Below are 13,376 nucleotides of genomic sequence, written 5' to 3' on the forward strand. Positions count from 1 at the left end.
ACCGCCGTTCCGACGGCTTATTTCAACTATTTTATCATGGTCGAGAGATTTTATCAGCTGACCATATACCGGCTGTCCGAAGAAATGTGTACTTTTGCCCATGTTATCTGAGTTTGGAAACAAAAGCAAAGATAACAAAAAGGGCTGATACCTCGTGAGAAGTGTCAGCCCTAATTCATAAAAAATGTGGGATGTTTAGCGGACAGTAATAATTAAAAGCAAGCGTGTCAAGACGAAGACTCCTTTTCGTGTAGTAGTTCTCTCCCCAGCCAAGACCATTATGGAAAGATATAGGGGCAGACGTGCGGGATATGTGTTTGACGTTCCCCCAAGAGACGTGGTTTACAATGCGATGCACCACATACAGAGAAGTATCGGTATGGAAACCCCTCTGACCTTTCACATGGCTCGCCATACTTTTGCTTCGGTCATTACCCTGTCGGCAGGTGTTCCGATAGAAACCGTAAGCGGTATGTTGGGACATACCAATTTGAGAACGACACAAGTGTATGCTGCGGTCAATTCAGAAAGAATAAGGCAGGATATGCAGAAGATTCAACAGCGGATAGAACACACTTTCACCTTAAAATTATAGCTTATGGCACACAGTACATTCAAGACATTGTTCTACATTAACCGTTCCAAACAGAAGAAGAACGGCAGATGCCCGATAATGGGGCGAATCACCATAAACGGGCAACAAGTACAATACAGTATGGGATTGGATGTCAATCCAAACAATTGGGACGCAAAGCATGGCAGATGCAAAGGCGACACTGATGAGATGAAGAACATCAACCGCATACTGACAGAAAAGGAAGGACAGATACAAACCAAATACAATGAGCTGGTTTGGCAAAAGGGGTATGTAAGTGCAGAACTGCTCAAAAATTGTCTGACGGAGGATTCACAAAGCAATGGAATGCTCATGGAAGAGGCAGACCGTTTCATAGAGGAAAAACGCCCTTGTGTGGGAATTTCCATCGCCCAATCCACTTTCCGCAACTACATCTATGACAAGCAGCTCATAGTATCCTTCCTGCTGGAAAAATACGGAATGTCCGATATTGGTTATTCACGGTTGGACTATGGCTTTGTCGAAGAATTGGATTTCTATCTTAAAAGCAAGCGCAGATTATCACCTGCCACCATTCAAATGACGGTTATTTTCTTGAGAAAGCTCATCAGCATCGGACAACAGAAAAAATACATCCGCCGAGACCCGTTTGTGGATTTTAAGGCGGAAAAACCACGTGGCACGAGAAGGTATCTCACAACGGAAGAACTCAAGCGCATTTTGCAAACGCCCATCTTAAACAAGCAGTTCGAGCGAGCAAGGCAACTCTTCATTTTCTGTGCCTTTACGGGACTGGCTCGTGTGGATATGTTGCGACTGACACCTAAACATATCCACCATTATGATGACGGAACTTGTGAGATACGTATCAAGCGACAGAAAACGGACGTAGAAGCCATCATTCCACTTCTGCCCATCGCAAAGGAGATACTTGACATTCATATAAAAGGGAAACAACACGATGATTTGATATTTCCAACATTGAACGTCAGCAAGGCATCTTTCGCCTGTATAAACATTGGTCAGATATGCCAAATTGAGAAAGGCTTGACCTTTCACATGGCTCGCCATACTTTCGCCACGACCATCTGCCTTTCCAATGGTATAGCAATGGAAACGCTCTGCAAGATGCTCGGGCACAGCGACATTGGAACGACACAGATTTATGGAAAAATTACCGACCTGAAAATCAGAGAGGACATGAACCGTTTGCAGGAACATAAAAGTAAGGCTTTTTCTGACTATACGGAAGCTATCGAAAAGCAAAACGCAACAATATTCTAGAAATCAGCAAAAATTTATGTATGAAAACAGATAATAGCAAAAAGGAACTTTCCTATTTTCGATTGAAGTTGGAAAGCTATATGAGTGAACATCATCCCGAAAGAATGAGTGATATGGAGTTTATCACGGCAAGAGCCGACATGGCACTGACCGCCTACTGCGATGCCGTGGCGCAAGGCTTTAATCATTTAGAAGCAGAAAGAATAGCAAGTGAAGTGCTTTTCAGTGGACTGCATTTCTCAAAGTACGATACCCTTGTTTCTGTCTTGGAGGACGAGTTTGAGAGGGAACTTCCTGCACCGCTCCCCGAGAGGCTTTCACTTTTATTGTTGGCGAACAAGGCTGTTCAAGCCACATTCGCTGGGTACGAACTGACGGACGCATTTGCCGCAAGCGGACAATACGACCGTCTTTACACCGAACTGACAGGCACGATAGTGCTGCTCATCGAGAGCAACAACCTGCCAACGGTCAAACTGGCGGAGGAAGCAAGCCCAAAGGCGTTGTAGGCAAAAGCAGACGCAAAGCCCCTGAAGCCGTTTCTTATCGTGCAAAGGTACAACGGCAGCCTATCTGCCCTGACAAGGTCGAGTCCTGCGGATGGAGAGAAGAATCTCCACCGCAGGATTTTTCTTTTTCAAGGCGGTACTACAATTCTCAATATCCGTGCGGTCGTATTTATCTCTCCCAACCTTGCAGGGCAGGGCTGCCGTAGAGAGATAGGCACGACAAGAATACGGCATACTCAGGCTCTTTGGACGCAAAAGCGAATTATAGAAACAATAGTTAGAACTAACGATTGTCTTGACAATCTTATTATATGACAAGCCTTTTTTTGTACAACTTATTGTCTGTACAATTTGTTGTCATAACAATTTGTTGTCATAACAATTTGTTGTCATAACAATTTATTGTCAAGACTATCTGTTGTCAAGACAAACTATCGTCAAAACAAACTATTGATAGTTCGACATCTCGATTTGTCGAACTATCGAACTGTCGATAGACCAACAAATATGCAATAAAAGGAAAGAGCCGGCACCTCATCTCATTACCGCAATAACGCTGAGGAATTTTCTCGTGGTCTTTTCTCTTGTTTTCCTAACATTTCCCTGCTTTTCCTCATTTCTTGCAGCGGTGCTTCCGAGGGTTTACTTTTGCACTCGATAAGTACGGCAATGGACTGCATAACAGTTTGTTTGCCGAGCAACAACAAAGTAATCAAAACAAAATTAAGGCAATGAAACTCATTATTATCGACCGCAAAGCGTGGGAGCGACACCACTCCGAATTTGCAGACTTTATCCACAGTATCGAACAACTTATCGGCAATCCGCCCGAAACGGACGAATAGCTCGACAATGAAGCCGTATGCCGCAGGCTCGGCATCAGCAAACGCACCCTGCAATCCTATCGCGATACGGGTAAAATACCCTTCTCCATCATTGGGCATAAATGCTATTATAAGGAGAGCGACATCGCAGAGTTACTGAATGCAAACAATGAATGAAATCAAACACAGAATGAACTATGGAAGAGAAAGAAATCATTACACAGCAAGACCCTCAAATGCAGATGTTTGCACAGTTGATGGAGGGAATATTGAAGAAACTGAAGCGTTATTGTTCTACAGCCCGTCCGATGCTGGGCGGAGAGGTTTACCTCACTGGCGAGGAGGTTTGTAGCCAATTACGGCTCAGCACACGTACGCTCCAAGAGTACAGAAATGCAGGAATACTTCCTTTCTACAAAATCGGAGGGAAGATACTTTACAAACAGAGCGACATACAAACAATGCTTGAAAGGCATTATAATCCAATACCGCAAACAGATAAGTTATGAGTTAAGTTAAGAAATCAGTTGCGACTTAAGTCGAATGGTCAGTTATGACTTTGGTCAAAAAATTAGTTTCGACCTAAGTCAAAATTAACTTTAGTAAAAAATATGTCAGCTCATAAAGTCAGTAAGTCAAGAAATTAGTCTAAACTTATCTCTTGACTTACTTTTTGAACTTTGAACTCTCGTCTATCAAAAGCACCCCAGAAAGGTTACTTTATGGAACATAACAAACTATCTCTTTCTTTTTACTGGCAAGGTGTGTCTTTGTACCACAAATTGCCATTTGTACCACAAAGACCCTTGCCCCAATTGGGGGATTAAATCACTCCAAAGTCGTGATTAAAAAGCAATGAAAAAGCAGAAACAAAAGAAGCCAGACGGCAGATGTGCCACCTGCCCACGATGGGACAGATGGCACATCAGGACATCTAATTCCGAAGACCAGCAGAAACTTATCAGACTCTATCGCAAGTCGGGAGCAAAGACAAAGAGCGACTTTGTCCGAGCAAGGCTTCTTGGTGAATCTTTTAAGGTCATCACCCAAGACCCTGCAAAAGAACCTTACTTGGAGAAACTCTCCGAAATCGTTGCTATGACTCATAAGATAGGCGTGCTATACAACGAAGCCGTGAAAGCCCTCAATACTTATCATTCTGTTGCCACTGCTCAACGATTGCTCAGCAAACTCGAAACCTATTCCCAACTTCTTATTAGACTGCAACAACAAGCAGTACAACTGACAAAATCCCTTGAGAGTAAACAAGAATGAATGCTGATAAATCATAATGCCCAACGTTAGTATAGTGCTGTGATTGCCCAATCCCTCTTTGGTCAGTTGGGTGATTTTGGAATCGGTGTCAGGAAGATAGGCATTGTAGATGTACTCGGTAATAAAACGCTTGTGGCAATGTTTGCATTGGTAGCGGTGTCTGTCATTGCAATTCTTCCCACTTTTGACGATAGACTCAGATTGACAATAGCGACATACAAACTTAACTCCCAATCTGGAGCATAAAGTTTCAAAACTATCCTGTTGCTTCATTTGCTTATGCTATAATTGCGAAAATAATGCGAAGGCAAAGCGCTAATTCCTGCCTTCGCATTTTTAATTTATCAGATAGTCCTGATAATCAAGACCCTATTTTCACAACTCCCAATCTGAAGCATTACCAATCACTATCATTAAGAAAAGAAAAACTGAACCAGTTATATTGAAAAGTACCATTAATAATTGGGACGGTAATACTAATTGCTTTATCTTGATAGATAATTATTTTAGGAATTTCTTGCCAATTATGTTTTTCTAATCGATACGCTTTTCCGCATACGTAATATATGGGAATATTTTCGTCGTTAACTCTTGAAGTAAACAACCAAGTCAGAGGACAATCATATAAGGATTGTTCAAGACTCCTGTCTATTTCTTGTATTTCGTTTCGGGATGGTATCAACTCATATCCTCTAGTTTTATCATCTGAAATAAATTTGTAATAGATAATTGAGTGAGTACTGGTGGTAAAAACATCACAATGATTCGTGATTAAGTTAATTTTTAATCTTTCACAGTCGATGAGATATAATTTGTCCTGGACAAGAATAACAAAACAAGATTCAATGGCATACGATATAGGAATCGCCCCCTCTATCTCCATACCATTTAGCTTAATTTTCTTTTCAAAAAGAATATTCATTTTCTTTCCCATAATTGTTAATAGCATCTCTTCTGCTTCGTAATCTATTCGACTCACCATTAAATAATCCCTATTCCGACTTTGAGCTAGGTTCACAATGGGTAAATTCTGCTTTGAATGCCAATAAATATATTTTGCATTTTGAGGAACATGCCAAAGTATAATATTCCTACCTTTTGCATATATCAGTGCAGAGTCCGAGATCTTTAAGCAATTCGAGGTCATGGTTGAATCGATACAATAACTGTGGTTGCGGTAATTCCTTATATCCAGTCTTTGCAGTTTCCTTTCAATCGCTTCCGTATCATCGCTATTTTGACAATAAACCAAATATTTACCTATTGTACAAACAAAATCTCCGTGAATGCACAAAGTATCCTTATTCTGTGAATAAATAGGTAATCCTATATAGCAATACAATATAATTATGCTTAAAAAACATGCCCTATATTTTTTCATCGCTTTTGAGTTGCAATATGAATATGATTATTATGCCCAGAGATCCTCTTAGTTTTCCCCTCTTTTTCTTGTATATTAGGTCCAAAATTCTCTCTTAAGATAGGATTCTCTCTAATTGCACGTTGAAAAGCATCAACTTTTTCATGTGATTTAGGATTTTTAACTGAGATTCCATTTACCATGTCAATGTCTATAGCTCTTCCTCCATTTGATGCATAATGATTGCTTGTAGGGGAATGTTTCCCAGTTGTAGTTGTAGAAACATCAATAGAAGTAATTCCTGCGCCAGAAATATTAGCATCGTTTATCCCTTTAATTAATAAACTAACAGCATCTTTTGACAATGCATAATCACCATAACCCCCAGTTGGACTCTTATACTTAAAAGTTACACTAACTTTAGTTCCATCATCTGTTATAAAACTCTTAGGTATATATTGCCCACCTTCTACATTAAACCTACCACTTGCATCGGATACTTTTATAATCTTATCCTGCTGATAATCGTATCTCATTCCAGATTGATATATACTATATGTTTCACCTATATTTCTATACTCCTGACCATCGTATGTTATAGAGTTAGCATTCCCTTCCTGCCAGAAAATAGCAGCAGTTTCATCATTTCTATACCAATCTGTACCAGTTGGATCAATATACTTGACAGGATTATTATTTGTGTAGCAATATCCTGTTAAATTCGGATATTTCTCCGTTAGCGGATCAACCCCCAGCCACATAGAATTTTGGGGATTCATATATCTTGCACCATAGTAGTACATACCTGTTTCCTCGTCAAACTCTTTAGCGTTGAAGAGGTACGGCGTGTTCCACGTATTGTTGCGCTCTTCGATGAACACTTCGCCGAACGGTACATACTCGATATGCTGTGATACTTCGCCGTCCAAGTTGGTGATGTAACTACTGCTACCCAAATGGTCGGGATGGTAGTAGAACTGCATCTTCTCATAATTATCCTTATCGTGGAAATTATCGTTTACAGCTCTTGTGCGTGCCATCGCACGGGCTTGTGCCGCCTCCGGCGTACCATCGTTGCAACAGAAACCCTGACCGTTCACGTAGTCGTCATTGTCCTCACCATTGTATGGCAAGTCAAACGTCTTGTAGTTATCCTTAATGGATTGCAGTTGCTTTGCATACTTGTCCTTGTAGTTAATGGTCAAGCCATCGGCTTCATTGCCTGCATACGGTATTCGCCTTGGGTCTGCGCCATAAGAAGCGAGGTCGCCAAGCTTGCTGACAATTCTCTGGCTACCTACATAAATGTGCTTCGTATATTTGCCACCTTGCCCTGCCACGAGGTATGGGCTGACATAGAGCGAGAAGCGTGCCGTACCGGTGTTGCCACCCGAGAACTCGGAGTTCACATAGATGGCTTCATTCTCGCCACTGCTCTTCACCGTGCGCTCACCATCGGCATCATACCAATAGTTGCTCACAAAGCCGTTTTCATCAGCTGCCAAGAGTCTGTTCTCCTCGTCCCAACGGTACTTCTGCTCACTTGCCTTTTCATCCTCCTTGCCGTCTTTCTTCACACGAGAGGTGTTGATATAGACGAGGTTTCCGTTGAGGTCGTAAGTGTATTTGTGTCCGTTGTTGATATTGGTGCTGTCCGTCGGAGTCTCCTCCGTTCGGTAGTTGATATCACGAACATTGTCAAGCTGGAACTTCTTACCCTCTGCCTTTTGATAAGTATAGGTGAGGTCATAGCCTGTGTTGAGCGTGCCGTCGAACTGCACACCTGTCTGTGAGAGGTGTTGCTTCTTACTCGTGATACGATGCATATTGTCGTAGCCCATAGATAAGGTATAAGAAGCGGATTTATTGTCTGTTCCCTTATAAGTTCCCGCTGCGCTTGCCAAACGATACAGTGGGTCATAAGTATAACTATGGCTCATCTGTCCGCCTGCCTTACCACTCTGTGGGAGTGGAGCATTGTTCTTAATACCGAGCACGTTGCTCACTGCGTCGTAGCTGTAGGCATTGTCCATGATAGTACCTACCTTAGCATTCACTACGAGGTTCTGCAACCTGCGTCGTTGCGGGTCATAGCTGTAGAAGGTTTCCGCTCCATTGCAATACTTCAGGTAGGTGCGCTGCTCGAACTTGTCGTAGCCTATCTTCTGAACGTAGTCGTAGCCGTAGGACTTGTAGCCGCGCACATGGGTGAACTGTCCGCCGAGGTTGTAAGAATAAGTAATCTTCTCCTCGTCGGGATAGATCATCTCCAAGAGTCGGTTGTGGCTGTCGTACTTCCACTGCGTCACGTAGGTGGCGATGGCCTGATTGGGCACGATGAGCGTCGTTCTGGTCTTGACGACCTCGCCCATCTTGCCGTAGAAGTATTCGACGGCATTGCTGTCGTCGTCACTAATTCTTATCATGGACAAACCATTTGTTGTTCATAAGTGAATTTAGTACATCCTCATTATTAAATTTATCAACTTGAAAAGAAAAAGTCAAATATCCAACATCGACATTATTATGAATTAACCATTCGAACGTTTCGTCAAAAATAGTTAGTCCTATCATATAATAAATATCGATGCTTTCCTTACTACGTCCTCGAGGAGTATAAGTTTTGTTACCTCTCATAAACTCTATAAAATCCTCTCTTGCAAACTTAGAATATATTTCATTTAAAGCTATATCATATCCTTTTGTTAAATAGATAAAATTAGAGTCTATGTTTTGAAACAAAGGCATAAAAATTGGTTCTAAGAAATCAACAACTGGCCATTCATATTCAAAATTAAATGTTTTTACTTGTTTTCGATTATTGACAAAACCGTCAATATCTAACTTGTATATTTTATACAGTTGCTCTGTTATACGCGAATCAATAATACTTTTTATCATTATTTCCTATTTATAAAAAATATCAATATTTTTATTACCTTCTTTTTTCGTAAATGTATCCAGATTGCGATAACCTCCAGACTTGGAACTACGGAAAATTATGCTTTCGCCTTCTTTGCTTAACTTATATCCACCTTTTTCTAATTTTTCCGATTTGTACCCAGCTTTTATAAGTTTCTTGTAGACTTTCATGGCCTCTTTAGCACCTCCTTCTTGAACTATTTTAAAACCAGCCTTAGTTTTACTGGCTTGACCACCTTTCATTGCTATGTCTGCGAAAGTACTTAATTTAGAAGTTTTACTTAATTTTAATAGCGATTTTATACTACCCGTACTACCTAAAAAGATTGTCGCAAAGTCTGCACCTCTTGCAATCTTTTCTGCTGTATCTTCACTTGCTCCTACTTTCCTTGCAACATATTTCGTCGATTGATGTAAGGCGGTTTGTTTTGTTTCACCACTAACCATTTGTCTGAATCCAGCTTGAACATTATCAATACCGTTAGCAGCTATTGCAATTCCTCCTGCAATACCTACTCCTGTTTCTGAAGTTACCAATGCTGTAGTAGCTCCACCGACAACTTCAACAGCTCCACCGACCATTTGAACACCACCCCAAAATCTTGTCCAAAATTTAGATTGCAGTCCATTTGGGTCATAGAAAACAATCGGATTCAAATAACAGTAACTATACGGATTTAGATTATAATGGAAATATACCCCTAAATTATGTTCGCCATCCAAATAATTTTCGCTATTTCGTGGGTCATAATTTGAAATAGGATCCACACTTATCCACAAACTTAACCTTGACTCATAATACCTTGCACCATAGTAGTACATACCCGTCTCCTCGTCAAACTCCTTGGCATTGAAGAGGTAAGGCGTGTTCCACGTGATGTTGCGTTCCTCGATAAATACTTCACCGAACGGTACATACTCGATGTGCTGAGCCACCTCGCCGTCAAGGTTGGTGATGTAGCTACTGCTGCCCAAATGGTCGGGGTGGTAGTAGAACTGCATCTTTTCGTAGGCGTCCTTGTCATGGAAGTTGTCATCTGCCTTGACCCTAGTTTTTGCCATTAGCCTTGCATGAGCAGCCTCCAATGAGCCGTCGTTGCAACAGAAGCCTTCGCCATTGACATAGTCGTCGTTGTCCTCGCCGTTGTAAGCGATACCGAAGTCCTTGTAGCTGTCCTTGATGGATTGCTGTTGCTTGACGTACTTCGCCTTATAATCTACCGTGATACCGTCCGCCTCATTGCCTGCGTATGGTATTCGTCTCGGATCGGCACCGTAGCTTGCAAGGTCACCTAATTTGCTGACGATTCTCTGTGAACCGATGTAGATGTGCTTGGTGTATCTGCCGCCCTGACTTGCCACCAAGTACGGACTGACGTAGAGGCTGAACTTAGCCGTGTTGGTGCGTCCGCCTGAGAATTCGGAGTTCACGTAGATTTCCTCATTCTCACCGCTCGATTTCACCGTGCGCTCACCGTCGGCATCATACCAATAGTTAGCCACAAAACCGTTCTCATCAGTAGCAAGAAGACGATTTTCCTCATCCCAGCGGAACTTCTGCTCGCCTGCCTTCTCGTCCTCCTTGCCGTCATTCTTCATGCGGCTCGTGTTGATGTAGACAAGGTTGCCGTTAGCATCGTACTCGTACTTGTGACCGTTGTTAATGGTCGCACTGTCGGTAGGAGTCTCCTCCGTGCGGTAGTTCAGATCACGCACGTTGCCCAACTGGAACTTATGTCCGTCTCCCTTCTGATAGGTATAGGTGAGGTCATAGCCTGCGTTGAGCGTGCCATCGAACTGTACGCCGCTCTGCGAGAGGTGTTGCTTCTTGCTCGTGATGCGGTGCATGTTGTCATAGCCCATTGCAAGGGTATAGGAAGCCGTCTTGCCGTCGGCACCCTTATAGCTGCCATTGGCACTTGCCAGACGGTACAGTGCATCGTAGCCGTAGGTATGGCTCATCTGACCGCCCGCCTTGCCACCCTGTGGCAGTGGCGCGTTGTTGGCAACCGAAAGTACGTTGCTCACTGCGTCATAGCTGTAGGCGTTGTCCATAATAGTACCTGCCTTAGCATTTACTACGAGGTTCTGCAAACGTCTGCGTGCAGGGTCGTAGCTGTAGAACGTCTCCGCTCCGTTGCAATACTTCAGGTAGGTGCGCTGCTCAAACTTGTCGTAGCCAATCTTCTGCACGTAGTCGTAGCCGTAAGACTTGTAGCCGCGCACGTGGGTGAGCTGTCCGCCGAAGTTGTAGTCGTAGGTGACCTTCTCCTCGTCGGGATAGATCATCTCCAGCAGGCGGTTGTGGCTGTCGTACTTCCACTGCGTGATATAGGTAGCGATGGCTTGGTTGGGCACAATCAGCGTGCGCACCGTCTTCAAGACCTCACCCATTTTACCATAGTAATACTCGATAGCGCCACTGCCGTCCTCACGAAGCATCAATCTGCCGATACGGTTGTGAGAAGAGTTGATACCACCATAGTGGTACTTCACGTTGTTTGAAAATACCATCCCGTTCTGATGGTAAAAAGCACCATCAGAAACAGGAATAGCGGTTTTAAGTGAAACGAAGCCAATATGTTGGAATGCTGTTTTCAATGTTCAATCCGAATTTGCCAAATTATGGATTGTTTGAATGCTCTTCTGGTTTGCTTTCTGACTTTTTTGCAGGTGCTTCTACACGCTCGTAACTTACGCCTGTCAATGTGAAATAACGTCTTGAAGGCGAAAGGCGTACTACGGGTTTTGTGATGTGAACATGGGGATTAAAATCTTCTTTGCCTTTCTCCACTGTCTTGCTCTGAAACGAGGGACAAAGAGTTCCTATATCGCCAAAATCTACAATGTCGCCATTCTCAACGTGCCGCTTCGCTATCTCGGCAGCAAGCCTAAGTACGGCTTCTACTTCTGCCCCAGTGAATGTTGTAGCACGTCCTACTTCGTCGCAGAAACTGCGATGATCCACCCGCTTTCGTCCAGTGGGGCGAGCTTGTAGAACTGTTTTGCCGGCAAGTTTGCCAACGGTTGCCTTTCGCTCCGTGAGCGTATAGGCTAATGGTCTGTTTGTCATACTCTTGTTGTTTTAAAGTTATACATTCTGTTATTTCTCACTATTGTGGCTTGCGTGCCACATTTATTACTCTTTTGTTTATGACGTCATATTTGAGGAAATATGACGTCATATTTTGGGGTATATGACATCATATTTTGAACTTTAATGCTCATTCTTTAAGAATCAGGTAGTTATTTTAATAACTCCTGATTCGAAGCATTACCTCTGAATCTTAATAGCTTTCTGACTATAAAAAAGAGTGAGAGCAACGCTCCAACAATAAATAAAAACTTCATAATTTGTATTGTATTTGCTTTTTCCTCGTCAATTTTAATCCATTGGTAATTATTTTTGATTTGGCTGTATTCATTGTAGTTTATATCCTTAAATGATATGACAGGATTTTCTTTGTCGCTTTTATAACCAATTTCATATGATACTAAATATTTTATGTTATTTAAACTGTCCGTACATTTCAATAATACAGATGTATCATTATAACCATAACCCAAAAAGTTCTTTATCTTAAAACTGCTTTGTCTGTGTCTAAAACCGCTCCCCGTTAGCTCAAAGCCGTCTTCATCAAGTAAAACAAAACTTTGTGGATAATCAGAATTGATTTTTGGTGTTAATCCATACGGCATATTCTTATTGCAGAAACTACATTCCAATCCATAATGATACCCTGTTCTATCGTATATGATATATAGTAGAACAAGTACAAAAAACACGACTCCCAACACTATAAATTCTATTACTTTTTTCATAACCAATCAAATTATTTGTTGTCTTTAATAGGCTTAAAAAAGTATGTTCTTTCTCTTGTTTTATAATGATATGGCGTACCTCCAAATCTTTCTAAATTTGGACCAGGTCCGTCAGGCTTCGTATTTGTCCAATCTCTAATATTTGGAATTTTACCCAATGTATTTTCATCAAGATAATCAGGATCCCAAAAACCGTCCCTCGAAAATAAAGTATAGGTTACATAACTTGATTTGCCATTACCGCCTACCTTATAATCTACATTTGTTCTTCCTATATGGAAAGTTGATTTTGTTAAATCAACTGAAAAATAGCCCTCTGGGGAAACAGCTTTACTTGTTATTTTAGCATGCTTTTCTTGGAACCTACTTGACGATAATAGTTGTATTGTAGATTGATCACCTACGTCTGCGGATTCTCCTTTTCCGTGTAAGTAGTGTGATAAGGCTTCATTAGTATTATTCACAACAGCTCCACCTTTCGACTTAAATCCTACCCACAAATCATTTTTAGAAAATTCCTGTCCTACTTTAAGATTTAGAATACCTTTGTCATTTGCACTAACCCCACCTCTGTTAAGTATAGTCATTGCATTCTTTTGGTTTGTTCCTAAAAATTTTGCTAATGTGTATGAATTATCACCTTTCTGTGATTTGAGATTTCCTGCTGCGCTCCACTCCCAACGACCGTCTGGATCGGTATATCTAATTGGGTTATTGAAACAAAATCGATATGATGTCCAATCAGGTGCGTCCGCTGCTTTGGGATCAACGCTCATCCACAGACTCAACCTCGGCTCATAGTA

The 13,376-nt window shown here is 41.8% G+C and carries 12 protein-coding genes and 4 pseudogenes; 6 read left to right on the top strand and 10 right to left on the bottom strand.

The window, feature by feature from the left end:
- Nucleotides 1-211 precede the first annotated feature (211 nt).
- From ETF27_RS03205 to ETF27_RS03215, 3 genes and pseudogenes are all read left to right on the top strand, one after another.
- Nucleotides 212-595: pseudogene (locus ETF27_RS03205) on the top strand (tyrosine-type recombinase/integrase); the annotation flags it as partial.
- 3 nt (nt 596-598) lie between these two features.
- A complete protein-coding gene (locus tag ETF27_RS03210) occupies nt 599-1,861 on the top strand; it encodes a site-specific integrase (protein WP_115367968.1) in 1,263 nt (420 codons plus the stop codon).
- Between the two features lie 20 nt (nt 1,862-1,881).
- Nucleotides 1,882-2,370: a DUF1896 domain-containing protein gene (locus tag ETF27_RS03215; RefSeq protein ID WP_102048095.1), complete on the top strand. Its 489-nt coding sequence runs from the start codon at nt 1,882-1,884 to the stop codon at nt 2,368-2,370.
- Between the two features lie 60 nt (nt 2,371-2,430).
- On the opposite strand, the gene ETF27_RS03220 is transcribed toward ETF27_RS03215, so the two are convergent.
- Complete coding sequence (locus ETF27_RS03220; protein WP_147785495.1) at nt 2,431-2,688, bottom strand: hypothetical protein; 258 nt, start codon at nt 2,686-2,688, stop codon at nt 2,431-2,433.
- Nucleotides 2,689-2,912: 224 nt separating this feature from the next.
- Nucleotides 2,913-3,194 carry a hypothetical protein gene (locus ETF27_RS11420; RefSeq protein WP_240048116.1) on the bottom strand — a complete coding sequence of 94 codons (282 nt, stop codon included), beginning with the start codon at nt 3,192-3,194 and terminating at the stop codon, nt 2,913-2,915.
- Between ETF27_RS11420 and ETF27_RS03225 the strand changes: the two are divergent.
- The 3 genes and pseudogenes from ETF27_RS03225 (at nt 3,102) to ETF27_RS03235 (ending at nt 4,469) form a co-directional block, all read left to right on the top strand.
- Nucleotides 3,102-3,371, top strand: a pseudogene (locus ETF27_RS03225) (helix-turn-helix domain-containing protein). The gene ETF27_RS11420 and the pseudogene ETF27_RS03225 overlap by 93 nt on opposite strands.
- Nucleotides 3,372-3,391: 20 nt before the next feature.
- Nucleotides 3,392-3,703, top strand: coding sequence for a helix-turn-helix domain-containing protein (locus tag ETF27_RS03230; RefSeq protein ID WP_044071396.1), 312 nt, complete (start codon nt 3,392-3,394; stop codon nt 3,701-3,703).
- Between the two features lie 346 nt (nt 3,704-4,049).
- A complete protein-coding gene (locus tag ETF27_RS03235) occupies nt 4,050-4,469 on the top strand; it encodes a plasmid mobilization protein (RefSeq protein WP_147785496.1) in 420 nt (139 codons plus the stop codon).
- 165 nt (nt 4,470-4,634) lie between these two features.
- On the opposite strand, the pseudogene ETF27_RS11795 reads toward ETF27_RS03235, so the two are convergent.
- From ETF27_RS11795 to ETF27_RS03270, 8 genes and pseudogenes are all read right to left on the bottom strand, one after another.
- A pseudogene (locus ETF27_RS11795) lies at nt 4,635-4,742 on the bottom strand (hypothetical protein); the annotation flags it as partial.
- Between the two features lie 124 nt (nt 4,743-4,866).
- Entirely contained in the window at nt 4,867-5,850 is a 984-nt protein-coding gene (locus ETF27_RS03240; RefSeq protein ID WP_004350363.1) for a hypothetical protein, read from the bottom strand.
- Nucleotides 5,847-8,096 (bottom strand): RHS repeat domain-containing protein, encoded by a 2,250-nt coding sequence (locus ETF27_RS11425; RefSeq protein WP_240048117.1) that lies wholly within the window; start codon nt 8,094-8,096, stop codon nt 5,847-5,849. Before ETF27_RS11425 ends, ETF27_RS03240 begins: the two co-directional genes overlap by 4 nt.
- A gap of 145 nt (nt 8,097-8,241) precedes the next feature.
- Nucleotides 8,242-8,730: a hypothetical protein gene (locus ETF27_RS03250; protein WP_025877757.1), complete on the bottom strand. Its 489-nt coding sequence runs from the start codon at nt 8,728-8,730 to the stop codon at nt 8,242-8,244.
- Nucleotides 8,731-8,736: 6 nt separating this feature from the next.
- Nucleotides 8,737-11,352 (bottom strand): RHS repeat domain-containing protein, encoded by a 2,616-nt coding sequence (locus ETF27_RS03255; protein WP_158635973.1) that lies wholly within the window; start codon nt 11,350-11,352, stop codon nt 8,737-8,739.
- A 22-nt stretch (nt 11,353-11,374) separates the two neighbouring features.
- Nucleotides 11,375-11,824 carry an HU family DNA-binding protein gene (locus ETF27_RS03260; RefSeq protein ID WP_130828306.1) on the bottom strand — a complete coding sequence of 150 codons (450 nt, stop codon included), beginning with the start codon at nt 11,822-11,824 and terminating at the stop codon, nt 11,375-11,377.
- 173 nt (nt 11,825-11,997) lie between these two features.
- Complete coding sequence (locus tag ETF27_RS03265) at nt 11,998-12,573, bottom strand: hypothetical protein (RefSeq protein WP_147785498.1); 576 nt, start codon at nt 12,571-12,573, stop codon at nt 11,998-12,000.
- 11 nt (nt 12,574-12,584) lie between these two features.
- Nucleotides 12,585-13,376: pseudogene (locus tag ETF27_RS03270) on the bottom strand (hypothetical protein); the annotation flags it as partial.

It is taken from the genome of Prevotella brunnea (genome assembly GCF_008016795.1).
In the GTDB taxonomy this organism is placed as follows: domain Bacteria; phylum Bacteroidota; class Bacteroidia; order Bacteroidales; family Bacteroidaceae; genus Prevotella; species Prevotella brunnea.

What these genes read in the sequence shown, in the direction of transcription:
- ETF27_RS03210 (WP_115367968.1), top strand. Translation starts at nt 599, where the DNA reads ATGGCACACAGTACATTCAAGACATTGTTCTACATTAACCGTTCCAAA.
- ETF27_RS03235 (WP_147785496.1), top strand. Translation starts at nt 4,050, where the DNA reads ATGAAAAAGCAGAAACAAAAGAAGCCAGACGGCAGATGTGCCACCTGC.
- ETF27_RS03260 (WP_130828306.1), bottom strand. Translation starts at nt 11,824, where the DNA reads ATGACAAACAGACCATTAGCCTATACGCTCACGGAGCGAAAGGCAACC.
- ETF27_RS03265 (WP_147785498.1), bottom strand. Translation starts at nt 12,573, where the DNA reads ATGAAAAAAGTAATAGAATTTATAGTGTTGGGAGTCGTGTTTTTTGTA.
- ETF27_RS11425 (WP_240048117.1), bottom strand. Translation starts at nt 8,096, where the DNA reads ATGATCTATCCCGACGAGGAGAAGATTACTTATTCTTACAACCTCGGC.
- ETF27_RS03230 (WP_044071396.1), top strand. Translation starts at nt 3,392, where the DNA reads ATGGAAGAGAAAGAAATCATTACACAGCAAGACCCTCAAATGCAGATG.
- ETF27_RS03240 (WP_004350363.1), bottom strand. Translation starts at nt 5,850, where the DNA reads ATGAAAAAATATAGGGCATGTTTTTTAAGCATAATTATATTGTATTGC.
- ETF27_RS03250 (WP_025877757.1), bottom strand. Translation starts at nt 8,730, where the DNA reads ATGATAAAAAGTATTATTGATTCGCGTATAACAGAGCAACTGTATAAA.
- ETF27_RS03215 (WP_102048095.1), top strand. Translation starts at nt 1,882, where the DNA reads ATGAAAACAGATAATAGCAAAAAGGAACTTTCCTATTTTCGATTGAAG.